Raw genomic sequence first — 26928 nt, forward strand, 5'->3', positions numbered from 1 at the left:
CTTATTGTTTTATTTGGAACTTGGCTGAGTTGCATAAAGTTAAAATTTGAAACCAAAGGATTTGTTAAAAACATTGAGCTTGATGGAGGCGCTGTGATGAACAGTCTGATTGTAACTTATATGTGGGTTCAGATGGAATGTCCTACGGGTGTATGTGGGGTTCGTAGCCAGATGCTTATATGAAATCAAACAGACGAGAGAATAATAAAACGTAAATAAACGAAAATACACCTAGAGTTTTAACCTCTGAACCCCACCAATAGATTATTATAAAAAGTCCGAGACATATCCCGGACTTTTTGTCGACTAGTGTATGATCTTGTGGCTGGCGAACCATTTCGATGAGTCTTTAGATTCCAGAGCCGGTAATGAGTCCTTATAGGGCTAGAACAAACCACCGGTTAAGCCGTTGGTTCTGATTGTTCTTTGGGAGATTTTATGGCTAAGGTATTGAAGATTTATGATGAACAAATAGCACTTTTGAATTGAAACTAATATTAAAAATCTATGAAACTCTAATAAATTAATAACTAATTTAATATTTGATATTCAATGTCAGATAAGAAGTCGGGTTTCAGATTCATGCATATCTCATTATTTAAAGGCACATGAATATATTCCATTATGGGGCTTAATATTATATTAACATTAGGAACAATCAGCAATTTTTATAAAGTTATGAATCAAAAAGAAAAACAGGAGACATCAAAAATATTTAAAATACAAGATAATGAACTTGAAAATATTTTGATGAAATATATATTGCAAAGTAAACACAAAGGAGTCATATACGTCTAAACAAAAAGATAAAAAGATAGTTTTTTCGGAAGAAATAGATAGCAGCATTAATGGTATTGCATTGGGAACAGCATTTGTTATGCTATCTATATTTGTTGTTTATTTTAAGATATTTAATACTACAATATAGCAGAAAAATTTATAGCAGTTATTCTTTTGGGATTGGGAATAGCTGGAACTTTAACTGAAATAGGGCGGATAAAGAAGGCAGATATGAAAGGGCTGGATGATTTAATTGTAGGGTTATTATTAACAGTTGTTTCTGTTGTTGTTATTTTAAAGTTTCGAAATGTAGCATTAAATATTGGTTTATTTATAGTACTGTTACTAGGTTCGTATGGAATGATTAGAGGAATATTAGAAATTCTCTATTCATTAAAGCTTCAAAGAAGAAAGAGTAATAATGTTAAAATAGAAATTATGAAGATTGTTGTAGCTGTAACTGAATTCATTTCATTAATAGTTGTGATTTTACAACTTGTAAAGGAATTAGTATAGATAAACAAGTTAATCTGTATTTACAATTTGTCAAGAATTTATTATGAAGATGCTGAATATATAAATACTGATGATATTGTTTTGTTAGAGAGGTTCTATTTTAAATAAATTATTATTTTGAGTACATGTAATTAGGAAAATGATGAATTTTTATATTGAAAATAAAAACACAAAATACGTTGATAAATAAAAAAAACAATGATATATTATATTTGTATGAGAAATAAAAACGAGTAATGTGTTTATAAATTTGGAGGTAGACATGAAACTTCTTCGTATTACAGCGGAAGGATTGCCGTTATTTAAAGAAAAACTGGACTTATCATTTTACGCACAGCAGAGAGTGTCTGAAGAGCAAAAGAATATTCTATATCCATTATTTTCAAATATTTATGTAAATTCTGCAACAGGCTTTATTGGCATTAATGCGTCTGGAAAGACCTCTGTCTTAAAGGTTATTTTACTTGCATTGGAAATACTCAATAATGAGCCAATTAATCATATTGAATCTCGAGATATATTGGGAAACTCAAGCCAGATTAAATTAAATATGTTTTTTTATTCAAGTAATACAAAAGAAGTATGCCGATTGGAAACAATAATTATTGCTCAGAAGAATAAATCAGAAGGAATAAGGTATAGCATCGGTTCAGAGTCATTGTGGACAAAATCTGCGGATGAGGTTATTACCCGTAAGGCAATGCTTAATTTTGAAGGAAGAGAGCCTATAATGGTTAGAAGCAGCCAGGAGGATTTTTTATCAGATGATGTAAGTATTATGATTGCGAGGAATAAAAAGACTAAGGATAATATGCGTATTGTTAATCTTCTGAAATACACAAATGAAAACGTTTTGCGGATTTCTGAAGATATTCCAGTTGAAGTTATCACTTTTTTGGATCCGACAATTGAAAAATTACACTTTGATGAAAATGACAATAAGATATTAATTCATTTGCAATTCAGAGGCAAAGAGGAAATTCTTTTAAATAATCCGGCAGAGCTTAACGATTATCTTTCATCAGGCACTGTGAAAGGAATGATTATTTTTACATTGGCAAAAGAAGTACTACAGAGCGGTGGTTATATTGTAGTGGATGAAGTAGAAAATCATTTTAATAAAGAAATTGTAACAACATTGCTGCGTTTTTTTATGGATAGCAAGCTGAATAGAAATGGTGGAACTCTTATTTTCTCTACACATTATCCTGAATTATTGGATGAATACGAGCGCAATGATGGTATATTTATTACCAGAAATAGAAATGGCATTACAGTAGAGAATCTTTCAAACATACTGAAAAGAAATGATATCAAGAAGAGTGATGCATACCAGAGTGGATTTCTTGAGGGAACAACTCCGACATATGAGGCTTATATGCAGTTAAAGAAGAGTATTGCCTCAACACTTGGGTAGGAGGTGCTGATGGAATTAGCAAATTATAAGGCATGTATTTGTGAGGGTTCAGCCGAAAATGCTATTATTGATATACTTCTGGATTATGATCTTATGATTTTCAAAAGAGAAGAGATGATTGAAGAAGAAGTACTTCGTTGTCGCGAGGGCAAGAAGTTTGAACAAAAATATTTGAGAAAAGGTTTCAAGGATAAAATTTCTGTAATTAGAATTCTTGATTCAAGACACGAAAATTTTAAACTTAGCAAGGCATATGCTGACAAAGTGGATGTTATTAATGTAGTAACTGCTCCAGAAATAGAGATGTTGATTATTTTTAATGAGGACAAATATAAAGAATTCAAGAAATCTGCGAAAAAACCCAGCAGTTTTTGCAAAGAAGATTTAAAGATGGCAGAAGTAAAGTCATATGATTTTGTGAAGAATTACTTCAGAGATCCAATGGTTCTTGTAACTGCTATAAGAAAGTATCATGAAATGTCGAGAGTACCTAGGGGAGAATACACATTATTGGACTTGTTAAGATAGGTGTATGTGGATAAAAAGGAGAACCCATGAAGGAATACGATAAATATCTAAAGTTATTAAAGGAGAAATATCCCACAAAACAGTCAGTTTACCGCGAACTTATTAACCTGAATGCAATTATGAATCTGCCAAAGGGAACAGAACATTTTATGAGTGACCTTCATGGGGAATATGATGCATTTTACCATATAATTAATAATTGTTCGGGAGTAATTAGGGAGAAGGTAGCGATGCTGTATGGAGATGAACTTACTGTATATGAGCAGCAGGAGCTGTGCACTCTGATATATTATCCGAGAGAGAAGCTTTCTATACTTATGGATGAGAATAAGGTGAATGATGAATGGTACAGAAATGTACTTAACCAGCTGATTCAGATTGCAAAGCTTCTGTCTTCTAAGTACACAAGATCCAAGGTGCGAAAAGCAATGCCTGTGGATTTTGCATATATCATTGATGAACTTATTCATGCGCAGAAGGATGAAGATGACAACAGGAGTGTGTACCACAGACAGATTATGGAAACAATTCTGAGCCTTCATAATGGCGATGAATTTCTTGTTGCTCTTACTGATCTGATTAAAAGACTGGCTGTGGACCATCTTCATATACTTGGGGACATATATGACAGAGGAGCACATGCAGATAAGATATTAGATCTTCTGATGGAACATCACAGCGTTGATATCCAGTGGGGAAATCATGACATATTGTGGATGGGAGCTTTTTGTGGCAATCCGGTGTGTATGGCACTTGTGGTCAGGAATAATATTAAGTACAAAACTATGTCAATTCTTGAGAATGGTTATGGAATAAGCCTAAGATTTCTTCTACAGTTCGCAGTTAATACATATTCAGATAAAAATGTTGATGACGCAGTCTATAAAGCTATTTCTGTGATTTTATTCAAGCTTGAAGGGCAGCTTATTAAGAGACACCCGGAATACAGAATGGAAGGAAGACTTCTGTTGGATAAGATGAATCTGGATAAAGGAACAGTAAGAATAGGGGATAAGGATTATTTTCTTAATACTAATGAATTTCCAACTGTTGACATGAATAATCCATATGAGCTTACTATGGAAGAAATGTTTCTGATGGGGAGATTCAGGGCAGATTTCATTAACAGTATGGCGCTTGAGAGGCATATCAATTTTCTATATGACAAAGGCAGCATTTATAAGATTCATAATGGAAATCTTCTATTTCATGGTTGTGTGCCACTTGATGAACAAGGGGTGTTTGATGGAATTGTTGTGGATTGCAAGTCGTATTCAGGTCGTGAGTATCTTGATTATTGCGAGTCAATGGTAAGGCAGGCAAGAACCGGTGATTCAGATGCAGTTGATTTTATGTGGTTTCTGTGGAGTAATATATTATCACCAGTGACTGGAAGGTGTATCAAAACATTTGAACGAACGTTCCTCGACAAGGATAGAAATGCTGACTATAAGAAGGCAATCGAAGAGGATAAGAATCCATACTATGTTCAGTATGAAAATGAAAGAATCTGTAAAATGATTTTAAGGGAGTTTAATCTTTATAATGAGAATGCACACATTATTAATGGACATACTCCTGTCAGGACAAAAGAGGGGCAGCACCCTGTAAGGGCTGGTGGAAAACTTATTGTTATAGATGGCGGTTTCTGCGAAGGATATCATGCTGCCACAGGAATAGCTGGTTATACACTTATTTATAATTCGCATGGAATGAAGATTAAAGAACATCATCCGTTTATGAGTATTAATATGGCAATTAATAGTAATAGGGACATTGAGTCTGAATCACAGGTTGTTTATGTGGAAAAGCAGCGGGTGTTTGTAAAGGATACTGATAACGGAAAGCAGATTGCGGAGGAGATTAATGATTTAATGAATCTGCTGAAGGTGTATAATTCATAAAATATGTGTAAATATGTAAGATATATAATGATTTCCACTTGATTTCTATCCCTAATAGAATGTAAAATTAAATGATAATCAGATTATTATTACAAGGAGTTGCAGCATGGAAATTTATGAAATGATTGATCTGCAGGATTGTCCAAGATGTTTTGGACCTTCTATATTAGAAGAGGAAAATCACTCTTATTATGTGATGTGTATGGATTGCGGCTGCCAGTCAGCATCATTTAGTTTCGAAAATGATGAAGACAGGCTTGATGCAGCTAAAAGAACAGCAGAATTGTGGAATAGCGGCAAGGTAATATTCACAGGCCGTTCGGAATAGATATTGGAGGGAGATTTTAATTTATGAAGAGCAAAGAAGAACTTTTTAATATGCCGATAGTTGAACTGAGAGAATATATGAATTCTCTTTCTAATCCGGAAATACAGGAAGTGGCAAAGATATTTGAGGAAGATGATATAGAAAGAGATCCGCTTGAACTTCTTACGGCGTCTAAGCTTTTTGATTATATGAAATATGCAAATGGTTCGGTGAATATTGAGTTTTAGTTGTTTAAGATTTTGAAATGATTTTTCATACGTTGTATGAGAATAAATATTAATCAGGAGGATTATTAATGAAAATAGCAGTAACATACGAGAATGGTCAGATTTTTCAGCATTTCGGACATTCTGAGAGCTTTAAGATTTATGAGGCAGAAGGAAAGAATATTGTCCGTGCAGAGGTAATTGGCACTGATGGAGCTGGTCATAGCGCATTGGCAGCTGTTCTTAAGGATAAAGGTGTAGATGTTCTTATATGTGGTGGAATTGGTAACGGTGCAGTCACAGCACTTTCAGAAGCTGGAATTGATGTATATTCAGGAGCAGATGGAGAAGCAGATGCAGCAGTTGAGGCATATCTTAATGGCGATTTAACATCAGTAGGTGTTAATTGCGACCATCATCACGATCATGAAGAAGGTCATGGCTGCGGACACTGTGGAAGCCATGAAGATGAAGAGTCAGGCTGCGGACATTGTGGAAGTGATGAAGGTGAATCAGACTGTGGTAGTGGTTGTGGCGGCTGCGGCGGTGGCTGTGGTACATTTACACCATCATTTGAAGGACCTAATGTGGGAAAGAAGGTAAAGGTTCATTATAAAGGAACTCTTAATGATGGAACACAGTTTGATTCTTCTTACGACAGAGGTGAACCGCTTGAATTTACTTGTGGAGCAGGAATGATGATTCAGGGCTTTGACAAGGCTGTTGCAACAATGAATGTCGGAGACGTTATTGATGTTCATCTTATGCCAGAGGAGGCGTATGGAGAAGCCGATCCAAGAGCTTTCATAACACTGCCTATAAGTGAGCTTCCTGGTGCAGAAGAACTTAAAGTTGATGATAAAGTATATCTTCAGAATATGTATGGACAGCCATTCCCAGCTAGGGTTGCTGCTTTAACTGATACTGAGATTACATTTGATGCTAATCATGAGATGGCAGGAAAAGAACTGAATTTCAGGATTGAGCTTGTAGAAGTATTATAATTGAATAATATTAAGATACCGGCTGGTACAGCTAAATGCAGTATCAGCCGGTTATTTTATTGTCCGGAAACAAGCTCTTTAGTCAGCCGTATCCATTCTTTCAGTTCTTTCCGGTTTTCATCTTCCTTGCGGAAGGCGGCGGAGAATGGTATACGCATGTCTGGGTCGCCAACCTGTAATACAACTGAATCAGGTGAAAGCTTCATTGAAGTAAGATAACTGTTTAGTGTAAATGCAATTCCATATCCCTGTTCAGCAAGTCGGATTCCTGCGTCAATACTGCTTATCTTATAGGTAAGCTCTGGCAGGACATCAGCATAGAAAAGGGCGTCTTCTTCAAGCTGTCTTATACTCTGGTTGCTGTGCTGCAGGATGAATCTTTCTTTTCTTACATGCGCAAGATCAAGCCATGGATAGATGCATGATTCTTTAGACTCTGCGAAAGATACAGCAGGGTGGCTTTTGGGAAGAATGGCAACAAGACAGTCTTCATATATGGTTTCATAGGAAAGTCTGGTGTTGCTCACGCTGTTATATCCAAAGAACATATCAAGGTCACCGGCAAGAAGCTGCTCTTCATGGTCTGAGAGATGTCCGTCAATGGCATATACAACTGACTGTGGATACAGTCTGTTAAATGCAGTCATAACAGAAGGAAAGAGAGACTCAACCTGACGTACCATGTAACCAATGCGGAGTTTAACAGCCACATTTTTGCCAATATCAATCATGCGGTCCTCAAGTTCAAAGCATTTCATAGTAATATCTCTGGCAGATTTCACGAATTCTTCGCCTGCATATGTAAGAATCATGCGGCGGCCTTTTCTTTCAAAAAGCTGTATGCCAAGTGAAGTTTCAAGCTGCTTAAGATGTATGCTCAAAGCCGGCTGCGACAAGAACAGAGCATTGGCGGCCTTGGTAAGATTTCCGTAATTAGCAATTGTAAGAACATATTGCATGTCTTTTTCAGTAATCATATGAATTCCCTTTCTAAAATAGTGCATGTTTCAATAATAATGTAATAATTATACATAATTAAAATGTATCAATCAATCGAAACTATAAATTAGATTTATACTTTCGATAAAAACATACAATTTTATTTTTAGTATGATTTATATTAAAATGTATAAAAATATAAATTTGTTATGGGAGAAAATTTCATGGAAACAAAAGCAAAGAAAAAATGGAAAACGCCACATACATTTGTAATACTTGTGGTAATTATTCTTATTGCTGCAGCGGCAACATATATTGTGCCGGCAGGCGAGTTTACAAGATTTAAAGATGCAGCAACAGGCAAGACTTTAGTTGAAGCTGGAAGTTATCACAGAATAGCATCAAGTCCGCTTAATCCGTTAAAGATTCCTTCAGCAATCTATACCGGAATTGTGAAATCAGCGTCAACAATTACATTTATGCTGATAATCGGTGGAGCTTTTCAGGTAATTACATCAACAGGTGCACTTACAGCGTTATGCAAGAAGTTATCTAAGACATTTTCTAAGCACAAATATGTTGTAATTCCTGTATTTTTGATATTATTTTCTATATTCGGATTCACAATGGGAATGTCATCAGAGGTTATGATATTCGTTCCTATCGGAATAACACTTGCGTTATTCTTAGGCCTTGATAAGGTTACAGGAACAGCGATGATTGCACTCGGTGCAGCGGTTGGATTTACAGCCGGATTACTTAATCCGTTCAATGTAGGAGTTGCGCAGGATATAGCAGAATTGCAGTTGTTCTCAGGAATGGCTTACAGAGTATTCATTCTTGTTGTGCTTCTTGCTGCTACAAGTGCATACATAATCTGCTATGCAAGAAAGGTTGCAGCACATCCTGAAAAAAGCGTAATATATGGAATTCCTGAAGACCAGGAGTACACATTTGACAATGCAACAGACACAATTACGGTAAGACAGATTGCAGTTCTTATTGTTATGGCACTTGGCTTTGGAATACTTATATATGGCCTTTCAAAGAAGGGCTGGTACTTTGAAGAAATGTCAGGTCTGTTCATATTTATGGGTGTAATATGCGGATTTATCAGCGGTTACGGTCCTAGCAGAATTGCAAGGGAATTCGGAGAAGGTGCAAAGGGCATTATCGTAGGATGTCTTATAATAGGAATTGCCCGTACAGTTGAGGTAATCTTAAGTGATGCCAATATTCTTGATACTATCGTGTACGGAATTGTTAATATTGTAAATGTTATGCCAGATTCAATTAAGGCTGTCGGCATGTTCTTATGTCAGTCACTTATTAACTGCGTAATCGTGTCAGGAACAGGTCAGGCAGCAGTAACAATGCCACTTATGGTACCGGTTTCAGACCTTGTAGGAATATCAAGACAGACATCAGTACTTGCGTTCCAGTTAGGAGACGGATTCTCTAACTCAGTACTTCCAATGTCATCATCACTTATGGGATATCTTGCTGTATCAAAGATTCCTTATAGCAAATGGCTTAAGTTCATGATGCCACTGTTCCTTATATGGACAGCACTTGGATGCCTGTTTATGCTGGGCGCATTAATGATTGGATATTAGAATTGATTAGGAGCAGATATTATGTCAGACGATATTAAGAAGCAGCTTGGAGCGGTTATTGACAGCTATAAAGAAGATTTATGCCAGATGGCAGATGAGATATTCGACCTTGCGGAGATAAGCGGGGAAGAGTACAAGACATCTGATATATTGTGCAGTTATCTTGAAAAAGAAGGATTTGTGGTAGAGCGTGGAACAGGACTTGAAACAGCATTCAGGGCAACATGGGATAATGGAAGTGACGGCCCGGTGATTGGAATTCTTGTTGAATATGACGCTCTTGAAAAAATCGGACATGCGTGTGGACATCATCTTCAGGGACCTGCCGGAATAGGTGCAGCTATTGCAGTTAAGAACTGCCTTCAGGATTATCCATGCAGACTTGTTGTGTATGGAACTCCGGCAGAAGAAACTCTTGGCGGCAAGATAATTATGCTTGATAAAGGTTATATGAAAGAGCTTGACCTTGCATTTATGTCGCATGGCTCGCCTAATACATCAGTAGATGAAAAATGTATGGCACTCGAGAATTTCGTGGTAACATTCCACGGAGTAAAAAGCCATGCTGCAATAAGTCCTGAAGAAGGACGAAGTGCACTTGATGCAGCGTTATTATCATTCCATGCAATTGAGATGTTAAGAGAGCATGTTAAAGATGACACAAGAATGCATTACACAATCCGTAATGCAGGTGGTCCTCCAAATGTAGTTCCGGACCTTACTGTTGCAGAATATACACTCCGTTCATACAGCACGAAATACCTTGATGAAGTTGTAGAGAGATTCTACAACATTTTAAAAGGTGCTGCGCTTATGACTGGAACAACATATGAGGTTCAGAGAGACCTTCCATTCAAAAGCAAGGTTGTGTGCCATAAGGTCAATGATCTGCTTATGGCAAATGCAGCATATGAGAATGCCCCATCGATTGCGCCACCACGCGAAAGGACTGGTTCAACAGATTTCGGCAATGTGTTATATGAAGTTCCAGGCTCATGTATAAGAATTGCATTCACAGACAAGGATGCACAGCCACATTCAGAAGCCTACCTTAAAGCTGGAAAGAGTGATGCCGCGCATAATGCTATAGTATACGCAGCAAAGATAATGGCTGATTCAATATGCGATGTTCTTGTTAATCCTGAGCTTCTTGCACAGATAAAGCAGGAGTTTGAGGTGGCAAGAGAAAAAGGCTGATTAGTAAGCGTAAGAATTGATTGTATAGAGCTGGCTGTGTTAAAAAACTGTTTTGAGTTAGAAATGCTGCGACCGGAAAGCATTAGCAGGAAAAGCTGGTTGGGAAAGAATGATAAGTGAGATATGATTGCAAGATAAGTAATCAGGAATGCATGATAAATGAACTACGAAAGAAAGATATGTCATCAGGAATGCATGATAAATTTGTCAAGACCTACGAAATAGTTAGATATGGGTAGAATAGTAGGTGAATTGCAGTCGCCTTAAAGATGAAAATTCATAATAAACCCACTAATTTTGCTATAATACTAAGAATAGTAGGTGAATTAGCAGCAAAATAGATGCAAAACATAATACTTATCAATTTAAGAGCTGAAAAAGACCTACTCAAGCAATACGGATTTGCTGATTAGTGGGTTTTCGCACAATTAAATGTGATTTGGGAAATAAAATAAACCTACGAAAATCAGATAATAAGGCTGATTAGTGGGTCTAGCGATAATATTGAATTGAATTAATAGAATCGAAATCAGGCTGCGGAGAAATCCAAAGCCTGATTTTTTATAATTTGCAAGCATAAAAAATTGTATAGACACAATATGTCTGACTTGAATGCTATTCTTAATATACAAACAACCTGTATTTACAGTCGATTTATGTACAGATGAAAGGAGACATTTATTATGGGATTTTTCTGGGCTAATGTGAAAGCTAATATTGAAGGAGCAGTTGCAAATGCAAAAATGCATTACTATGAGGAAAAGCTGAGGAGCGACGACTATGATGAAGATGAAGACGAGGAAGAAGATTATAATGAGGTGCAGGAGGAATATGATACGGACAGCATAGAAGATAGTCCTGTTGCTAATATCCAAAATAACTGGAAATCAATATTATTAGTTCTTCAGACAGAATATAATATTCAGGATATACAGATGAGTACATGGATTAAACCACTCAGGGTAGAAAATGTGGAAGATAATATTTTGAATTTATCTTTTAGAAATCCTGATGATAACGAACAAGAGCATAATACGAATGTAAAATATGTACAGAAAAGATTTGCAGAGTTATTATCAAATGCAATTGCTGAATATATGGATGCTCAATATGTAGTGAAGATTAAATAAATGGATGATGCATCAGGCGGAGGAGAAATCCAAAGCCTGATTTTTTATAAAATAAAATAATATGACAATAAGTGTCTGACATAACTGGTATTATTTAAAGGAAATAGGCTGGGAGTAATTATGTAGGCAGCTTGAACACCATAAATTATATACAGGATGGAATAATTATGCAGAATGAATTAGAAGGATTATATAACATGCTTGTAAGTCAGACAGATATAATGAAAAATGTGGATGAATTAGTAGAAAAACAGATTGAACATGAGCTGATGCAGTTCAAAGAACTGGCAACATGGATCGATTATGAATGTGAGCGTGATAAATATATGGCAGTTGCTGAAGTTGCGAAAAAAGAAAGCTTCATGGCAGGATTTAACTATGCTGTGAGATTACTTGAGGGCACGCACAACCCTTAAAACACGTTCCTTTTCTTCATCAGAAAGAGATTGAATCTCTTTCATGATTTCCCTGTCGATTGAAGAATAATCGCCAGTATATTCACCAGATAACACATAATCTACAGTTACACCTAGTGCATTACATATATAGATAAGTGTAGGCAGGGAGACTTTCACGCGGTTATTTTCAATATTGCTTATATGAGAAGTGTTGACCTCAGCGGCACTGGCAACAGCGTCTTGTGGCAACCCTTTAGATAAGCGTATTTCTTTTAACTTCTTTCCAATACTTTCAAAATCAATATCCTTCATGAAATCCCTCACTATAAAGATGATAAATACAATACATATAATTGTAATATTGATTGGCTGATGATATAATTATCTACAACTAAAATAAAATTAGCCACAGACAATTAAAAGTTTTTAAAAATAAAAAGACAAAATATGACACTAAGACATATAATGTCCAACCTGTTTGTTATCATTAATACATAAAAGAGAAGCAAAATGAGGAGGCATAAGATGAGCGACAATAATAATGTTGAAAATGATAACGAGAGTGATTATGTATATCTGAAAAGACCATATTTATTTAATATCAGGTACAATTCAAGACAGGTGTGGAACAAGCTGCCAGATGAGGAAAAAGCTCCGTATGTTAATTATGAAGAATATTATGAGGAATGCCGGCTTATAAAGTTGAGAAGCATAGGATATCCGATACTGGCAGGTATATATATGTTTTGCATGCTTGTAATGGTGCTTTATATTATTTATGTGTTTTCGGGATTTAATATATTTTCATTATTTGTATAATGCACAATAATTAAAATATTAATTCGTAAAAATATTGCATAAAAATACACAAAAATTTTATTTTGTATTAGCATTTATTACAATAAAGTGCTAAAATGTTAATAGATTAAATCGTGAAATATTGCAATGTATTATCTTATTAGAAGAAACGAGGAGAACTACATATGGAAAATGACTACAATGATAAAGTAAGCCGAGTACTAAGCCTTTATCAGCGTCTTATGGAGGGGGAAGTAATAGATAAAGAAGCTGAGGCTGCAAAATATAGCGTGTCTGCGAGGTCAATCCAGAGAGATATAAGTGCAATTAATAATTTCTTTGAAAAAGAAGCGGAGAAAAGCGGAGTAATCAACACAATTGAATACGATAAGAAGAAAGGCGGACATTATCTAAGTCAGATACATAAAACGAAGCTGACAAACAGCGAGATACTTGCTATATGCAAGATATTACTGGACAGCAGGGCGTTTACCAAGAAAGAGATGACAAGCATACTTGACCGGATGATTGATTGTTGTGTACCAAAGGACAGTCAGGAACTTGTAGAAGACCTGATAAGTAATGAAGAATTCCATTATGTTGAACTTACGCATAAGTCAGAATTTCTTGATAAAATGTGGGACATCGGACAGGCAATACATGAGAGCCGTTATCTTGAGATGGATTACAAACGTACCAAAGACGGTGAGATTGTAAAAAGAAAAGTAAAACCAGTCGCAATAATGTTTTCAGAGTATTGTTGATTTTAATGAGGCGGTTGGCAATAATAAACCAGATAACAGTTATGTTAATGCAGGTGGACAGAAATATAATTATGAATACGTTATGCCACAGCAGCCGGTTCAGGCAGCAGCCGGACAGCCTGTAGAAGAAGATGTATCAATTAATATTGCAGGACATAAGATTAAGGGCAGACTTATAATGAAGATTGCTGCAATAGTGGCTGCAGCATGCTTCTTTTTTCCTATGTTTACAGTGTCATGTGCAGGGGTTAATGTTGGAAGTGTAAGTATGGCTGATTTAACATTTGAAACGGAAGATACAACTCAGGACAGCTATTATGATTATTATGACTCAGATGAAGAAGAAAATGGCACTGTAGGAATGATTGTATTCCTGCTTGCGCCTATTTCAGCATTTTGCATATGTATGGTCAAGAATGAAGGAAAAGGCTGGGGTAAGGAGGCAGTTGCTGCATTTGGCTCATCTGCACTTGCGTTGATAAGTCTATATTTTGTTATTACTAATACAATGAACGACGAATATGGTGGCTATGTTCAGGCAAAACCGATGTTTTCATATTATTTGTACATAATTGCTTGCGTTATAGGTGCGGTTGTGGGAATCATGATTATTAAGGAATATCAGAAAAAGATTACTGCAAATGCTGGAACTGTACAGCATGTGGAGAAGCCTAATGTATGGGTAAAGACCGCATTATATACAGTTGGAGAAACATTTGCAATATATGTATTGTTCTTCCTGCTTAGTGCGGTTTTTTAAAATGTGATATTATACCCTATGGAATTTTCCATCACATAGTAATATAATATGTAAGCCACCAGTCCTGGGAGGGGTGCTGCGAAAGCGGTACTATCGGAGTCTAGGTCCAATCACTTTATTTTTCCCGTAGAACTCGCGATAGCTGGTGGCTTTTTTATTATGATGGAGTACGGATTTGACATGGAATTACTTGATATCGTTGATGAGAATGGAAAACCAACAGGCGAGACTGTTGAGCGTAAGACTGCACATAGTGAGGGAATCAGGCATAGAACGGCGCATGTGTGGATTGTAAGAAAGTCTGATGAGGGAGCAGAGGTACTGCTGCAGAAAAGGGCTATGAATAAGGACTCATTTCCTGGAAGATATGATACTTCTTCGGCGGGACATATTCAGGCCGGTGACGAACCGGAGGAATCTGCTATAAGAGAACTGCATGAGGAACTTGGAATTAAGGCTTCTGTTGATGATTTACAGTTTGTTGATACATTTGTAATCCAATATGAAAAAGAATTTTATGGCAAGATGTTTAAGGACAGTGAGATTGCATTTGTCTATGTATACACAAAGCCAGTCAATATAGATGAACTTACATTGCAGAAGGAAGAATTGGACGGCGTTGAGTGGTTCAACCTAGAATATGTCTATGAAGAGTGCAGAAAGCATAATCAGAAATTCTGTGCACCGGTTGGTGGATTAGAGATTGTAAGAAGGTTTGTAAGAGGTACCGGATTATGATTTCAAGAAATATATACAAGGCGGTTTCTGTGTTAATGGCACTGGTAGCAGCATTTACAGTGACAGGATTGTCGGGCTGTAAGAGCAGAACGGTGCCTAATGAAGTGACGGCAGATTATGACACACCAGATGATTATAATGATGAACGACCAGGGGTAACATATGGAAATGTTGATGAGATAAGCTATTATTCACCGACAACCGGAAGTGAACGCAAGGCTTGTGTATATCTTCCGAGAGATTATGATGAGTCACAGCGTTATCCGGTTGTGTATCTTTTGCATGGAATGAGCGGAAGTTATTCTGAATATAACAGAATTGGGGCTTTGTATGTTGCACAGAATGCAGTTGATGATTATAACAGGAATCCTGTGATTATGGTGAGCTTTACTGTATTCACAGATGCTGATGGTGGTCAGGAGTCAGACTATGATTTCTCTGAACTTACAGCAAAATATGATGCGTGTGAGTATGATGTTATTAATGCATTGATTCCATATATTAACGAGCATTATTCTACCAGAACGGGAAGAGAGAATACTGCAATAGCAGGATATTCACTTGGCGGAAGAGAATCGCTTTTCCTGTGTTTTGCACATCCTGATGTGTTTGGATATGTAGGTGCATTTGCCCCGGTAGGAGGAGTGGTTGATACAGGAAGTGGAGAAAGAGTTTATGGAAACAGAGGATTTCTTCTGCCTGAACTTGTTAAGGATGGAGGGCAGCAGCCTTTGGTTACTCTTATTGTAACTGGCGACAGTGATCCTTACTGCAAGGAATCTGCTATTAACTATTCAGATTATATGTCAAGTCATGGAATTAACCACATTTTCTATATAAGACCGGGAGCGCATGAGGTCAGTGTATGGAATAATGGATTATACAATTTTATCAGAAGAATATTCTGATACTTGAAGTTATTGCTGATATGTGAGATAATGTGCCGGGTTAGTCAGGTGAAACAAATTGGCTGCCACACATAAAGACAGATTATGGAGGAATGTTTTATGTCAGATATACATAGTGTAGATGTTGAAGATGATCAGTTTGCATATCGTTATGATACACAGCTTCTTATTGACAGAAGAGATGAAGATTTAGATGAGGACGTTATTGCAGATTATATTACAGAGCATTTTGAAGGAAACTGCCTGATTGCAGCAGGTGATGAGGATCTTATCAAGATTCATTTCCATACTAATGAGCCTTGGAAGGTACTTGAGTATTGCAGTACTATCGGGGAGATATACGATATTGTTGTTGAGGATATGATTCGTCAGTCAGCTGGACTTCATGGCTGATAAGCCGCCTGTCATCGATAAACTGCCTGCCGGAGATAAACCGATGGTCATCAATAAACTGTTTGTATAAGGCAGGATTTGACGTGATACCTATAGGTAGTCGAATTGATGATAGATTTATAGGTTGAATTTCAGCGATTTTTGATATTATAAGTGGATTTTATTATGAAATACCCATAAGATAGCATGTAAATGTTGTTTTATGGGTATTTTTGAGTTGCTTTTATTAGTTTAGGTGATTTTTTTAGGAAATATGCCTATAAAAGAAGCAAAAAATAAAATTTATAGGAACGACAGGCCATTGAGCCAGCCGACCCCAGACATTCAATACATTTGTGAAAAATCTGTTAAATAATTGACACAGATATGCCGATGAATTAAAATGTACATAAGAAGATTTAATATACTAATGATATGGATAATTTTGAATACATTTGAACGATAATGATTAAATGGATGCGGCTATTTATTATAATTGCTAAAGACGGGAGGAAGTTGCCATGAAACACAATTATAAGAGAATTACTGCATTAGCTGGTATGACAGCGTTGCTTGTTTCAATGCCGGTATCAGTATATGCAGGACAGATAAGGAACACATATACTGCTAATCTATCAAATGTTTTGGGGAGTGTTGATGTATCTGCTTTGAAGGGAAATCCAGTTGTTAAGGGAAGTAATATTGTGGTCGATTCTGATACAGATGACTGGGATGATATTACATCAAGAACAGCAGATGCTGCTGGTGTTAAGCTGTGGAAAGCAGCGGTTTCATCAGATTATTCAAAGCTTTATTTTATGTATGAAGGAACTGTTCAGACCGAATGGGACTACAGCTATATGGGAAGTAATCCTGTGAGTATTACTTATGCTGACGGAACAACGGGAATATCAGATAAGATTCAGTTTACTGGATGGAAAGACAGTGCACAGGCAAAGAATTCATGGTATGGGGATATAGAGAATTCGGAGACTGTAACTGTTAATAATGCACATGGTAATACAGCCGGACCTTATGTGGTTGAGACAGCTATTCCTTTTGATTTTTTTGCCAATTCGGATTTTAAGATTACATTTGCAGGAACAACTGTAGATATTAAGGATATTGAAGTATTAGACGGACAGAAGGTTGAAAAAGATGATACAGAAGCTGTGTATAATGGCATTGTTATAGATGGTGAGTTTGCTGACTGGGATGCTGTTAAGAAGTATGATGCAGTATGTCCTAATGATGCACATAATGAATGTATATCTAAGACAGCTATGATGTTTGACGGTGATTATGTATATGTGTATGTGAAGGATGGAACTGGCGGTGATGCTTCAGGAGCCGGAACTCATAGTAATGGCAGGTATTCGATAACTACTGATCTGGGTTACGAACTTGTTTTTCAGCTTGACAGCAAAGGATATGTTAATGGTGTGGACGGTGTTGACTGCAGGCATGTTGGTAATCAGTGGGAGATAGCAGTTCCTAAGAGTGCCCTGCCGGCTTATAACAAGACAATATCATTTGGATTATACAGGTCCGAGCCTTTTATATCAGGAACTGCTAATATTAAAGATGATGGATCTTCGGATGATAAGATAATATACGATATCAAGTATGATGGATTGTATGGTGACTGGGAATATTATCCACACACAACTATTCAGTATTCTACAGCCGGAACACATCATAATATGGTGGATTCTGCGGGAGCATTATTCAGTAATGGAAGTACTGTTCTTGGACATGTGTATACAACTATGCCGGAGCATCTTAATGAAGCTGGAGGAGAGTTTACACAGGCAGTAACATTTAAGTTTAATGACAGCTATAATCAGGTACTATATCCAAGATTTGTAACAGTTGACGAACAGGGGAATATTAACTGGAACCCTAAACGTGACGGACTTAGTGATGGTACATATGAATTCTATATGTTTGACACAAGTGCATGGGGAACATCTAAGAATATTAATGAACTTAATGATGCGGATATATGTTATGGAAAGATGATAGTTACAGTTGGAAGCAACAGGGATGAATGTGAGTTTTATTTTGATCTTGACAAGGTTGCTCAGAAACTTGGCTGTGATGTAAGTGATTTCAAGCAGATTAGTGCACAGTTTGGTAGACTGGGACAGGAATGGATTAATACAGCAGGTGCATCATCTGGAGCATGGCTTGGACTTTTCATATGTATAGCTGGAACATGTGGAGTAGTTGTATATAAGAAAAAGAAAGGCAGCATACAGGTATAAGCAGAATGAATCCTATTATAGTAATTGCAATTATAATAATATGGCTTTATATACTTTCTGTAACGAAGAGAGCAAAGCTTCATGCATGGAGCTTCATGTGGGGAAGTCTTGGACTGTTTGTAATTATGATGATGACGGTACAGCCGTTGCTTACAATGCCTCTTGCAAGATGTGTTGCAGCAATGGCAGGTATTGTGGGGGATGTAACAGGTGCATTTACAGCATACTTTAAATACGGAATTATATTTATACATACGGGTGCATCGTCAATGACACTGCTTATTGATTTTGAGTGTTCGGGAATCATTGAAATCATGGCATTTCTGTCATTACTAATATTCTTTAATGTGTATAACTGGAGTGAGAAGCTGATGATAGGAATTGGTGGCTTCTGTTACATTATGTTATGTAATGTTTTAAGAATAGTAATGATATGTCTTGCAGTACATTTTTTAGGCATGAATGCATATTATGTATTTCATACATTTATAGGAAGAATATTCTTCTATGTACTCAGTGTGTATCTGTATTTTTATGTATTTACGAAACCACAGATTGTTAAGATGAAAGTAGGAAATTTCTCATATGGCAAAAATAATTCTTAATTCATTTCTTTTCTGGGGCGGATGGATAATTATTCCTTTCATTATGGAAATTGTTCCTGCGATAGGAAGCGTTTTTCTTCTTATAAGAAGGAATCTGAGACATAAAATCCATAAAAAGGAACTTGAGGTTTATCCAGAGATTACGCTTATAATACCAGTATATAATTCGGCAGATACACTATATGGATGTATCAGATCGATTAATGACAGTACTTATCCGAATGACAGGATAAGAATTTTTCTGGTTAATAATAAAGGAAAAGATAACAGTTTTGATATATATGCACAGTGTCAGCAGGAATTTCCAGAACTTCTGATGCAGTGGATGAATTCTGAACAGGGAAAGTCAAGAGCACTTAATCTGGCACTTTATAACAGTGATGGAAAGTACATTATCAATCTGGATAGTGATGGAATGCTTGAGAAGAATGCACTTGTCAATATGATTACAAGATTTGAGAATGATACGGCTATTAACTGTATGACAGGCTCTATTCTTACAGTGCCTGAACAGATTAAAAAATACAAAGCAGGACCATCAAGACTGCTCCGTGAACTTGAGTTTATGGAATATGCACAGGCTTTCCTTGCGGGAAGAAGTTATGCATCAGAGCTTAACTCCGTGTATACATTGTCAGGTGCATTTTCAGCTTTCAGAAAATCAGCAGTTCTGAAGTCATGGATGTATAACACAGATACTATCTGTGAGGATACACATATTACATTTCAGATGAGGTATCTTCAGAAAGAACGGGTTGAAGTGTGTGAGGATGCACTGTTTTTTGTTGATCCGATTGAAAATGTTAATAAACTATATACACAGAGACAGAGATGGCAGAGAGGAAGCCTTGAAGTATCCAAGATGTTTATGGACAAGTCTTTCAAGGTAAAGAACCTTTTTACTAATATAAGTGTCAAAACTCTTTTGTATGACCATACATTTGCATTTCCAAGACTTATATGGTATCTGGCACTTATATGCCTGATTGTTGTGGGTTATTCTGGGAAAACGGTTATTCTATCTACAGCAATAATATTTGGTTTATATACGCTTATCGGATATCTGTATTTTATTGTTGTAGCATATTTCCTAAGAATTAATAGGGATATAAGAAGATATTACATGAGGCACTGGTGGTGCATACTGTTTCTGCCATTTTTTAATTTTGCTGTCTTCTTTATAAGACTTGCAGGAATTATTAACAGTATTGAAACTGACAGTTCATGGAAAACAATGAATCTGTCAGAGGAATGCAGGGCATTTGCAGATGTGGTTAAAAGTGATTTCAGTAAGCCTGTTAATGCAATAAAGAAAGTAAGAAATGCACTTAATTATGATGTTGTAGAAGATAATAATAACAATAATCAGAGGGAAGAACATGGAAAAGAAGCTTAATAAGAAGCGTGTTAAGAAGAATAAAAAGCCAAAAAATGTGCTTGTTATCACAACTATTTATGTAATATGTTTCTCGGTTATTGCCGGAGTATTTGCATATACAAGGATTAATAAGTACGAAGAAGGAGTCCTTGAGGTGTGTGCAACACAGCAGGACGCTTATGTGCAGCTTGTTTTAGACCAGATTAATCTTAAAAGCAATCGTGATGATGAACAGATTATTAATGATATTCTTGGTACGATGAATTCATCTTCTAATAAATACTGGACATTTTCTAAGAATCAGTCAATTCTTTTTGTAAAAGATGTTCTTGAAACTAACAGGTATAAAGGTGTTACCACAGCTACATATTATGAGTCAGAGAGTGCCACGAAATTTCTTAATAATCTTCAGAATAACAGAGTTACTCATGATTTCATAGAAATTGATGGGAATAATTATGTAGCATCAGGTGTTACATTTGAATATAAGAACCAGTCATATAAGCTGTGCCTGCTTACAGGCAGGAATGCAATTATGGATAATAACAGTTATATGCAGATTAAGATTCAGATGGAGACTTATGTGGTGATTCTGCTTTTTGTGCTTATAATAACAGCTATGCTGCTTGCACATAAGCTAAGACGGATGCAGAAGTCGATTAGTGAATCTGACAAGACGGTTGCGGAGCTTAACAGTATGGTTTCTAAGATGAATAAGAAACTTTTAGAGAAGGATTTGCATGATACGCGCAATAATGTCTGGGATAATACGGCAATCATGCCTTTTCTTGATAAATTAGTGGCAAGAGACATTTATCCCGTAACATTTATGCATATTGCATGTGCTGATAATAAAGAACGGGCAAAGTTTATAGCAAGAGCTAATTATATTCTTGATAAAAATGTTTTGAGATTTACATATGAAGATAATGATATTGTTCTTATATTTGTTGGAATGAACAGAAAGCATTCTAAGCAGAGCCTTCAGCTTTTAATGGAAAATTCAATGCAGATAATGTATGCAATTACTATTAAGAGCAAAGCGGATGTAGATAAGTTGAGAGTTAAGTATGAAGTCAGATAGAATAGACAGGTAATATAAGGGAGGCGGAATTATGGCAGTTAATATGTACAGGGAATACAGACTGAAATTTTACCTTAATATGAGACATTATATTATCATTAATGAGGTTAAAGGTGAAACTCACCCACATACATGGGAGTTTGCACTGGATATTAAGTTTTCAAGAAATTTATTTGTTGAATTCAATATATTTGAACATGGAATTTCGCAGTTCCTTGAACAGTATCAGAATAAGATTCTTAATGAAGCAGAGCCGTTTGATTCAATGATGCCTACACTTGAGAATGTTACTGATTATTTTGCAGAAGAATTTTTTAAGATTATATATAAGACAGGTGGCATGCTCACAAGAGTTGAGGCTAGTGAAACTCCTACAAGAAGCTACATTGTAAATATAGCGGAGCAGGAACGTAATTCAATATTGAATAAGAAAGCTGATGAAAAGATAATATCAGAGGTTATGGACGCAGTGCTGGACGATATTGTTAAGCAGTGATGTTGTTAAGACGGATTGGAGAAGAAGTTGAAAAAGAAAAATAAAGCAATTTACCTGCTGTTTCTTATGCCATTCGTGTATTTTGCAACAGCATGTTTTGTTGTCTGGCTGGTAAAGACAAGTGGAATATATCCTTCAGGTTCAGATACTATGTATCATGTCTACAGAGGAGATTATGTATATAATGCGATTAAATCGGGCAACTGGTATCCTTTATATGATCCTGCATGGTATAACGGCGTGGAGATTTTAAGGTATTGGTCTCCATTTCCTGCTTATGTTATGGCGTTTTGTCAGTATCTTGCGGGTGGAAGCCAGTTTGGTGCATATCTTTTTTATATAGGAGGAGTGTGTTTTTTAGGCGCATGTGTATGGCCATTTATCGGAAGAGGCTTTAACAGACCTTATCTGGGAGCATTTATCGGACTCCTCTGGTTCTTTATGCCTAATAATCTGTGTGCAATATTTATAGAAGGAAATCTTGCCAGAAGTCTCAGTATGATATTTTTGCCGGTATTCATATATTCTGTATATAAATATTTATACAATCATAAATTAAGATACATACCGCTTATGGTATTTACATTTTTACTTATGGAATTGTGTCATCTTGGATATGCTGGAATGGTGGCTATAGCTGTGATTATATATGGAATTGTTTATATTATACAGAAGGGCAGAAAGAAGGCAGTACTTGATGTTGTAATATCAATGATTTTTGGATTTATGCTGCTTGGAATATGGCTGGTTGCGTCCTTAAGAGGTGGAATAACTTCACTTGATAATTCTGAAAATATGGCTAATTTCTTCCAGAATTTATGGATAACAATTAATCCTTTTGAAAGATTAACAAGAGGTTTTGAATATTTTTATTTCGGATTTGCAACTTTGGTTGTTATTGTATTTGGCATTTTATTTGGATATAAGAAATCGAGAACAGGCTTTGTAACAGGATTCATTATACTGCTTATGACAACTAAATCAGCATATGCCGTTTTGAAGCACTTGCCAGGAAGCCAGTATTTATGGATGTTAAGATTCATATCCATTGCATTATGTATGATTCTTATGAGCTTTCTTATGTGGGATAGGCTAAAGAAGACTCTGGTCTTGATGCTTTGTGTTTTACTGGTGGTAGATACTATACCATCTTTAAGCCTTATTGTTGGTGAACATAATGATATATCTGTTCAGGAAAGAATGGTAGCAAGACAGGACAGTACTCTTATTTCAAGTGCTCAGGCAGTCACAAAGCAGAGACTTGCCCTGATGGACGAGAGCATACTGGGGGCAACCGGTTCATGGCTGGTTTCTGATTATGGCAATCCGGTTGATGCTACATTTGGTGCAGGAAGAGAAGCTGCTAATACATCTGCTAATATAGTTAATCTTAACAAAGCATTTGCACAGGGAGATTTCCTGTATGTCTTCGACAGATGCTTAGAACTGGGGGATGATTCTGTACTTGTGAAAAAATCATTGCTTGAACAATATAATAATTCTTTAGATGATCTTGAAGCAGCTGCGAATACTGTTGGATATAAGAAAGTGGAACAAAACAATGATTATATTCTTTATCATATTGAAACACCTGACAACTGGGGAGTTATCAGCAGTTACAGGGCAGTTGCGATAGGCTCTGGGGCAGTAGCAATATCAATGCAGTTCCCTGCGGTTGAAACAGCAGATTCTGCTAATCTTAATGATTACACATATGAAGAACTGTCGGGATATAAAGAGGTGTTCCTGAATGGTTTTACATATGATGATAAAGAAACAGCAGAAGACCTTGTACTGCGTCTAAGCAGAGCAGGAGTTAAGGTGATTATATATGCCGATGGCATACCAAAGGATAAGCGTACACATAGTCAGAATTTCCTTGGCGTAACATGCAGTTTGATAACATTTCACAATGGATATCCGGATATGGATACAAGAATTGGAACGATATATCCAGATATGTTTCCTCAGGGACATACTACATGGAATACAGTGTATATTGATGGACTTGATACTGTGTGGGGAACTTTTTATGATAATGGATTGAATCTCGATTTTTATGGGACTGTTAATAACGATAATATTATAATGACTGGCCTTAATCTTACATATTTCTATAGTCTGACTGATGACGTATCTGTTGGACAGTTGCTTAGTAATATGAGTGGTATATCATCAGAGGAACTTCCAGACAGAAAGATAGTTCCTTTAAAGGTGGAATACGGAAACAATGAGATTACAATTACATCTAATAATGATAATGTTAATATAACACTTGCATATCACGATATATTCAGCTCTTCATCGGATATAACACATAGGAATAATCTTATGTATGTGAATAAGGGAACAACTGTTATTAAGATGAGATACCCGTATCTGTGGCAGGGGGCTTTAGTTAGTGCTGCAGGAGTTGTGTTAATGGTTGTGTGGCTGATTGTTAAAAGAAGAAATAACAATTAATTTTACAACAAATTTGTTGACATATTTACAAAAAGAATACTCTATATATAGAAAATATATGGAGGTGGTAAATGTGGCAATAGCAACTAATATTTTACAATGTCTGATTCCAATTTCTCAATTTAATAAAGGTCAGGCTTCAAAGATATTTGACAGACTTCATGATGAAAAGGAGCTGATTGTTTTGAAGAATAATCAGCCATCAGCAGTTATTCTGTCACCAGAGGAATATACAAGACTAACGGAGATTGAAGAGGATTATTATCTTCTGATTGAAGCTACTAAGCGTATTGAAGATAATGGCAATAAAGAAACGGTTTCTATGGATTATGTTATGAGAAATCTTGGGATAGATGAAAAAGAGCTTGAAAATGCGGAGGATATTGATATCGAATGATATGGGGGATTGAGTTTTTACAGGAAGCAGAGAAGGATATGAAAAGGCTCGACCATTCCGTTCAGATTCAGGTTATGAAAATAATTGTTATTTCAGCGCGTACTGATGAGCAGGTTTATAAAGAAGAGTCAAAAAGAAGAAAAGAACATAATATTTAACACAAATGCACCGTAAGTATGTTAGAGATATACTTACGGTGCATTTATTTATGCATAATTAATTTAAAATACCTTTAGCGTACAAAAAGATATGCCGTATATCCCACATACATAAGAATACATGCAGCACCTTCCCATCTGCTCATTGTCTTCTTGGTAAATGCGAAGAGAAATAATACAATTCCACTGGCAAGAAGTATGATACAGTCAATAAGTGATTCAGAAAGAACGTGAAGAGGCTGTATCGCAGCAGACATTCCTAAGATAAATAATATATTAAATATGTTAGAGCCGATTGCATTGCCAAGTGCGAGTCCGCTGTCACCTTTCCTTGTGGCAACTATAGAAGTTACAAGCTCAGGCAGGGATGTTCCGATTGCGACTATTGTAAGACCTATGAAATTCTGGCTTACACCAAAGTTGGCAGCTATGATACAGGCTTTATCTACAACAAGATTACCACCGAATATTACTGCTATAAGACCACCGGCAATATAAAGAAGACTCTTAGGCAGAGGCATTATTTTACAATCCTCAGCTTCTTCCCTGTTTTTAAGTGCTGATATTATCATGCATGTGATGTAAGCTGCCATTCCGGCAAGGAGAATAATGCCTTCAATTCTTGAAAGTCTGCCATCAATAAACATAAAGCAAAGAATAGCAGTTATTATGATATTAACAGGCATATCACGCTTGAGAATGTCACGGTTAGTAGAAAATCCTGCGATAAATGCACAGATACCTACAACGACAAGACCATTAAATATGTTAGAACCAACAACATTGCTGATTGCAATGTCATTACTGCCAGAAAGGGCAGCGTTAATACTAACAGATGCCTCAGGGGCACTGGTTCCCATTGCAACAATGGTAAGTCCTATGATAACGCTTGGTACTTTAAGGATTTTGGCAAGGGAAGAACTTCCCTCCACGAAGAAATCCGCGCCTTTTATTAATAGCACGAAACCGATGAGTAGTAACAAATATTCCATAATAAGCTCCTTTCTTGCGATAAAGGAATGGAATAATATAAAAAGAGACCTTTATCGCATCAAAAATGAATTGATAAAAGTCTCGTTAATTGTAATAATAACCGGCTGTTCAGCGTGATGACGATTACTATTGCACCGGATACGATGCTAACTACTCCCTCTTATTAACATTATACTAATATATATGTGTAAATGTGTCAATTAAATATTATAATTCAGATTATTTTTCACAGAGTGATATAAAATACTCATGAATTCTTGTGTCACCTGAAAGCTCAGGGTGAAATGCAAGACCAATCTGGTTATTATATTGAACAGCAACGGTTCTGTCATCAACAGCTGCAAGAACATCAACATTATCCTTGATTGATGAAATGTATGGCGCACGGATAAATGTCATTGGAAATTTATCAAAGCCTTTCATAGGAGCAGTTCTTACAAAGCTGCCTAACTGTCTTCCATATGCATTTCTTTTTACAGTGACAGGCAGAGTCCCAATATGTATACTGTCGTCATTGTCAATGTGTCCGGCTAAAAGAATCAGACCGGCACAGGTTGCAAGTGTTGGAAGACCATCTGTTATTAAAGACTTAATTGTAGCAAGCATATCCAGCTTTCTTATAAGCTGTCCCTGAACAGTGCTTTCACCGCCCGGAAGGATAATTCCGTCAATGCCATCAAGGTCTTTTCTTTGACGTATTTCAACTACTTCATGTCCGATTTTTTCAATGATATGTTCATGCTCAATGAATGCACCCTGCACAGCAAGTACGCCTATTTTCATA

29 protein-coding genes are annotated in these 26928 nt (G+C 36.2%); 25 read left to right on the top strand and 4 right to left on the bottom strand.

The window, feature by feature from the left end; genetic code table 11:
* Positions 1 to 954 precede the first annotated feature (954 nt).
* The 7 genes from GKE48_RS04995 (at position 955) to GKE48_RS05025 (ending at position 6683) form a co-directional block, all read left to right on the top strand.
* Positions 955 to 1296, top strand: coding sequence for a hypothetical protein (locus GKE48_RS04995; RefSeq protein ID WP_147359795.1), 342 nt, complete (start codon positions 955 to 957; stop codon positions 1294 to 1296).
* Positions 1297 to 1558: 262 nt separating this feature from the next.
* On the top strand, positions 1559 to 2713 hold the full coding sequence (locus tag GKE48_RS05000) for an AAA family ATPase (protein WP_055287687.1): 1155 nt from the start codon (positions 1559 to 1561) through the stop codon (positions 2711 to 2713).
* A 9-nt stretch (positions 2714 to 2722) separates the two neighbouring features.
* Positions 2723 to 3241, top strand: a complete 519-nt coding sequence (locus GKE48_RS05005) for a hypothetical protein (RefSeq protein WP_118264843.1) — start codon at positions 2723 to 2725, stop codon at positions 3239 to 3241.
* 26 nt (positions 3242 to 3267) lie between these two features.
* On the top strand, positions 3268 to 5145 hold the full coding sequence (locus GKE48_RS05010) for a fructose-1,6-bisphosphatase (RefSeq protein ID WP_055287684.1): 1878 nt from the start codon (positions 3268 to 3270) through the stop codon (positions 5143 to 5145).
* Positions 5146 to 5251: 106 nt separating this feature from the next.
* Positions 5252 to 5473, top strand: coding sequence for a Lar family restriction alleviation protein (locus GKE48_RS05015; protein ID WP_022098177.1), 222 nt, complete (start codon positions 5252 to 5254; stop codon positions 5471 to 5473).
* A 23-nt stretch (positions 5474 to 5496) separates the two neighbouring features.
* On the top strand, positions 5497 to 5700 hold the full coding sequence (locus GKE48_RS05020) for a hypothetical protein (protein ID WP_022098176.1): 204 nt from the start codon (positions 5497 to 5499) through the stop codon (positions 5698 to 5700).
* 68 nt (positions 5701 to 5768) lie between these two features.
* Positions 5769 to 6683, top strand: a complete 915-nt coding sequence (locus tag GKE48_RS05025) for an FKBP-type peptidyl-prolyl cis-trans isomerase (RefSeq protein ID WP_154300567.1) — start codon at positions 5769 to 5771, stop codon at positions 6681 to 6683.
* Between the two features lie 56 nt (positions 6684 to 6739).
* Here GKE48_RS05025 and GKE48_RS05030 read toward each other — a convergent pair whose 3' ends face one another.
* Entirely contained in the window at positions 6740 to 7660 is a 921-nt protein-coding gene (locus GKE48_RS05030; protein WP_243138441.1) for a LysR family transcriptional regulator, read from the bottom strand.
* Between the two features lie 186 nt (positions 7661 to 7846).
* Between GKE48_RS05030 and GKE48_RS05035 the strand changes: the two genes are divergently transcribed.
* The 4 genes from GKE48_RS05035 (at position 7847) to GKE48_RS05050 (ending at position 11981) form a co-directional block, all read left to right on the top strand.
* The gene (locus tag GKE48_RS05035) at positions 7847 to 9238 is read left to right on the top strand and encodes a YfcC family protein (RefSeq protein WP_173016887.1); all 1392 of its coding nucleotides are present in this window, start codon (positions 7847 to 7849) and stop codon (positions 9236 to 9238) included.
* A 21-nt stretch (positions 9239 to 9259) separates the two neighbouring features.
* Positions 9260 to 10435, top strand: a complete 1176-nt coding sequence (locus GKE48_RS05040) for a M20 family metallopeptidase (protein WP_082413978.1) — start codon at positions 9260 to 9262, stop codon at positions 10433 to 10435.
* 683 nt (positions 10436 to 11118) lie between these two features.
* On the top strand, positions 11119 to 11565 hold the full coding sequence (locus tag GKE48_RS05045; RefSeq protein ID WP_055287680.1) for a hypothetical protein: 447 nt from the start codon (positions 11119 to 11121) through the stop codon (positions 11563 to 11565).
* Between the two features lie 167 nt (positions 11566 to 11732).
* Positions 11733 to 11981 (top strand): hypothetical protein, encoded by a 249-nt coding sequence (locus GKE48_RS05050; RefSeq protein WP_154300570.1) that lies wholly within the window; start codon positions 11733 to 11735, stop codon positions 11979 to 11981.
* On the opposite strand, the gene GKE48_RS05055 is transcribed toward GKE48_RS05050, so the two are convergent.
* The gene (locus tag GKE48_RS05055) at positions 11955 to 12275 is read right to left on the bottom strand and encodes a helix-turn-helix domain-containing protein (protein ID WP_055287675.1); all 321 of its coding nucleotides are present in this window, start codon (positions 12273 to 12275) and stop codon (positions 11955 to 11957) included. The genes GKE48_RS05050 and GKE48_RS05055 overlap by 27 nt on opposite strands.
* Positions 12276 to 12488: 213 nt before the next feature.
* Here GKE48_RS05055 and GKE48_RS05060 point away from each other — a divergent pair, with 213 nt between their 5' ends.
* From GKE48_RS05060 to GKE48_RS14515, 14 genes are all read left to right on the top strand, one after another.
* Entirely contained in the window at positions 12489 to 12782 is a 294-nt protein-coding gene (locus GKE48_RS05060; protein ID WP_055214296.1) for a hypothetical protein, read from the top strand.
* Positions 12783 to 12946: 164 nt separating this feature from the next.
* The gene (locus GKE48_RS05065) at positions 12947 to 13525 is read left to right on the top strand and encodes a helix-turn-helix transcriptional regulator (protein WP_055214294.1); all 579 of its coding nucleotides are present in this window, start codon (positions 12947 to 12949) and stop codon (positions 13523 to 13525) included.
* 82 nt (positions 13526 to 13607) lie between these two features.
* Complete coding sequence (locus GKE48_RS05070; RefSeq protein WP_194173941.1) at positions 13608 to 14285, top strand: zinc ribbon domain-containing protein; 678 nt, start codon at positions 13608 to 13610, stop codon at positions 14283 to 14285.
* Between the two features lie 159 nt (positions 14286 to 14444).
* A complete protein-coding gene (locus tag GKE48_RS05075) occupies positions 14445 to 15023 on the top strand; it encodes an NUDIX hydrolase (RefSeq protein ID WP_330375543.1) in 579 nt (192 codons plus the stop codon).
* Positions 15020 to 15931 carry an alpha/beta hydrolase gene (locus tag GKE48_RS05080; protein WP_055287671.1) on the top strand — a complete coding sequence of 304 codons (912 nt, stop codon included), beginning with the start codon at positions 15020 to 15022 and terminating at the stop codon, positions 15929 to 15931. Before GKE48_RS05075 ends, GKE48_RS05080 begins: the two co-directional genes overlap by 4 nt.
* Before the next feature lie 99 nt (positions 15932 to 16030).
* Positions 16031 to 16324, top strand: a complete 294-nt coding sequence (locus GKE48_RS05085; protein ID WP_022098168.1) for a hypothetical protein — start codon at positions 16031 to 16033, stop codon at positions 16322 to 16324.
* Between the two features lie 500 nt (positions 16325 to 16824).
* Entirely contained in the window at positions 16825 to 18570 is a 1746-nt protein-coding gene (locus GKE48_RS05090) for a Firmicu-CTERM sorting domain-containing protein (protein ID WP_154300571.1), read from the top strand.
* A 5-nt stretch (positions 18571 to 18575) separates the two neighbouring features.
* Positions 18576 to 19175: an exosortase family protein XrtG gene (gene xrtG / locus GKE48_RS05095; protein WP_118390566.1), complete on the top strand. Its 600-nt coding sequence runs from the start codon at positions 18576 to 18578 to the stop codon at positions 19173 to 19175.
* The gene (locus GKE48_RS05100) at positions 19156 to 20571 is read left to right on the top strand and encodes a TIGR03111 family XrtG-associated glycosyltransferase (protein WP_154300572.1); all 1416 of its coding nucleotides are present in this window, start codon (positions 19156 to 19158) and stop codon (positions 20569 to 20571) included. The genes xrtG and GKE48_RS05100 overlap by 20 nt, the downstream gene beginning before the upstream one ends.
* On the top strand, positions 20555 to 21637 hold the full coding sequence (locus tag GKE48_RS05105; RefSeq protein ID WP_154300573.1) for a hypothetical protein: 1083 nt from the start codon (positions 20555 to 20557) through the stop codon (positions 21635 to 21637). The genes GKE48_RS05100 and GKE48_RS05105 overlap by 17 nt, the downstream gene beginning before the upstream one ends.
* Positions 21638 to 21668: 31 nt before the next feature.
* Positions 21669 to 22133: a 6-carboxytetrahydropterin synthase gene (locus GKE48_RS05110; protein WP_055287661.1), complete on the top strand. Its 465-nt coding sequence runs from the start codon at positions 21669 to 21671 to the stop codon at positions 22131 to 22133.
* Positions 22134 to 22160: 27 nt separating this feature from the next.
* On the top strand, positions 22161 to 24596 hold the full coding sequence (locus tag GKE48_RS05115) for a 6-pyruvoyl-tetrahydropterin synthase-related protein (protein WP_243138442.1): 2436 nt from the start codon (positions 22161 to 22163) through the stop codon (positions 24594 to 24596).
* Between the two features lie 73 nt (positions 24597 to 24669).
* Positions 24670 to 24993, top strand: a complete 324-nt coding sequence (locus GKE48_RS05120) for a type II toxin-antitoxin system Phd/YefM family antitoxin (RefSeq protein WP_041688947.1) — start codon at positions 24670 to 24672, stop codon at positions 24991 to 24993.
* Positions 24990 to 25151: a hypothetical protein gene (locus GKE48_RS14515; protein WP_173016888.1), complete on the top strand. Its 162-nt coding sequence runs from the start codon at positions 24990 to 24992 to the stop codon at positions 25149 to 25151. The genes GKE48_RS05120 and GKE48_RS14515 overlap by 4 nt, the downstream gene beginning before the upstream one ends.
* Positions 25152 to 25225: 74 nt before the next feature.
* Here GKE48_RS14515 and GKE48_RS05125 read toward each other — a convergent pair whose 3' ends face one another.
* Both GKE48_RS05125 and pdxT read right to left on the bottom strand, forming a co-directional pair.
* A complete protein-coding gene (locus tag GKE48_RS05125) occupies positions 25226 to 26143 on the bottom strand; it encodes a calcium/sodium antiporter (RefSeq protein ID WP_055214278.1) in 918 nt (305 codons plus the stop codon).
* A gap of 220 nt (positions 26144 to 26363) precedes the next feature.
* A complete protein-coding gene (gene pdxT, locus GKE48_RS05130) occupies positions 26364 to 26927 on the bottom strand; it encodes a pyridoxal 5'-phosphate synthase glutaminase subunit PdxT (RefSeq protein ID WP_154300575.1) in 564 nt (187 codons plus the stop codon).
* Position 26928 lies beyond the last annotated feature (1 nt).

Origin of the sequence: Lachnospira eligens (genome assembly GCF_009680455.1) — a bacterium.
In the GTDB taxonomy this organism is placed as follows: Bacteria; Bacillota; Clostridia; order Lachnospirales; family Lachnospiraceae; genus Lachnospira; species Lachnospira eligens_A.

Bases quoted from the DNA above. Each gene is read 5' to 3' on its own strand.
- GKE48_RS05100 (WP_154300572.1), top strand. From the start codon at position 19,156: ATGGCAAAAATAATTCTTAATTCATTTCTTTTCTGGGGCGGATGGATA.
- GKE48_RS05090 (WP_154300571.1), top strand. From the start codon at position 16,825: ATGAAACACAATTATAAGAGAATTACTGCATTAGCTGGTATGACAGCG.
- GKE48_RS14515 (WP_173016888.1), top strand. From the start codon at position 24,990: ATGATATGGGGGATTGAGTTTTTACAGGAAGCAGAGAAGGATATGAAA.
- pdxT (WP_154300575.1), bottom strand. From the start codon at position 26,927: ATGAAAATAGGCGTACTTGCTGTGCAGGGTGCATTCATTGAGCATGAA.
- GKE48_RS05085 (WP_022098168.1), top strand. From the start codon at position 16,031: ATGTCAGATATACATAGTGTAGATGTTGAAGATGATCAGTTTGCATAT.
- GKE48_RS05045 (WP_055287680.1), top strand. From the start codon at position 11,119: ATGGGATTTTTCTGGGCTAATGTGAAAGCTAATATTGAAGGAGCAGTT.
- GKE48_RS05005 (WP_118264843.1), top strand. From the start codon at position 2,723: ATGGAATTAGCAAATTATAAGGCATGTATTTGTGAGGGTTCAGCCGAA.
- GKE48_RS05060 (WP_055214296.1), top strand. From the start codon at position 12,489: ATGAGCGACAATAATAATGTTGAAAATGATAACGAGAGTGATTATGTA.
- GKE48_RS05065 (WP_055214294.1), top strand. From the start codon at position 12,947: ATGGAAAATGACTACAATGATAAAGTAAGCCGAGTACTAAGCCTTTAT.
- GKE48_RS05015 (WP_022098177.1), top strand. From the start codon at position 5,252: ATGGAAATTTATGAAATGATTGATCTGCAGGATTGTCCAAGATGTTTT.
- GKE48_RS05025 (WP_154300567.1), top strand. From the start codon at position 5,769: ATGAAAATAGCAGTAACATACGAGAATGGTCAGATTTTTCAGCATTTC.
- GKE48_RS05070 (WP_194173941.1), top strand. From the start codon at position 13,608: ATGCCACAGCAGCCGGTTCAGGCAGCAGCCGGACAGCCTGTAGAAGAA.
- GKE48_RS05035 (WP_173016887.1), top strand. From the start codon at position 7,847: ATGGAAACAAAAGCAAAGAAAAAATGGAAAACGCCACATACATTTGTA.
- xrtG (WP_118390566.1), top strand. From the start codon at position 18,576: ATGAATCCTATTATAGTAATTGCAATTATAATAATATGGCTTTATATA.
- GKE48_RS05030 (WP_243138441.1), bottom strand. From the start codon at position 7,660: ATGATTACTGAAAAAGACATGCAATATGTTCTTACAATTGCTAATTAC.
- GKE48_RS05125 (WP_055214278.1), bottom strand. From the start codon at position 26,143: ATGGAATATTTGTTACTACTCATCGGTTTCGTGCTATTAATAAAAGGC.
- GKE48_RS05000 (WP_055287687.1), top strand. From the start codon at position 1,559: ATGAAACTTCTTCGTATTACAGCGGAAGGATTGCCGTTATTTAAAGAA.
- GKE48_RS05050 (WP_154300570.1), top strand. From the start codon at position 11,733: ATGCAGAATGAATTAGAAGGATTATATAACATGCTTGTAAGTCAGACA.
- GKE48_RS05080 (WP_055287671.1), top strand. From the start codon at position 15,020: ATGATTTCAAGAAATATATACAAGGCGGTTTCTGTGTTAATGGCACTG.
- GKE48_RS05075 (WP_330375543.1), top strand. From the start codon at position 14,445: ATGATGGAGTACGGATTTGACATGGAATTACTTGATATCGTTGATGAG.
- GKE48_RS05010 (WP_055287684.1), top strand. From the start codon at position 3,268: ATGAAGGAATACGATAAATATCTAAAGTTATTAAAGGAGAAATATCCC.
- GKE48_RS05055 (WP_055287675.1), bottom strand. From the start codon at position 12,275: ATGAAGGATATTGATTTTGAAAGTATTGGAAAGAAGTTAAAAGAAATA.
- GKE48_RS05040 (WP_082413978.1), top strand. From the start codon at position 9,260: ATGTCAGACGATATTAAGAAGCAGCTTGGAGCGGTTATTGACAGCTAT.
- GKE48_RS05020 (WP_022098176.1), top strand. From the start codon at position 5,497: ATGAAGAGCAAAGAAGAACTTTTTAATATGCCGATAGTTGAACTGAGA.
- GKE48_RS05105 (WP_154300573.1), top strand. From the start codon at position 20,555: ATGGAAAAGAAGCTTAATAAGAAGCGTGTTAAGAAGAATAAAAAGCCA.
- GKE48_RS05110 (WP_055287661.1), top strand. From the start codon at position 21,669: ATGGCAGTTAATATGTACAGGGAATACAGACTGAAATTTTACCTTAAT.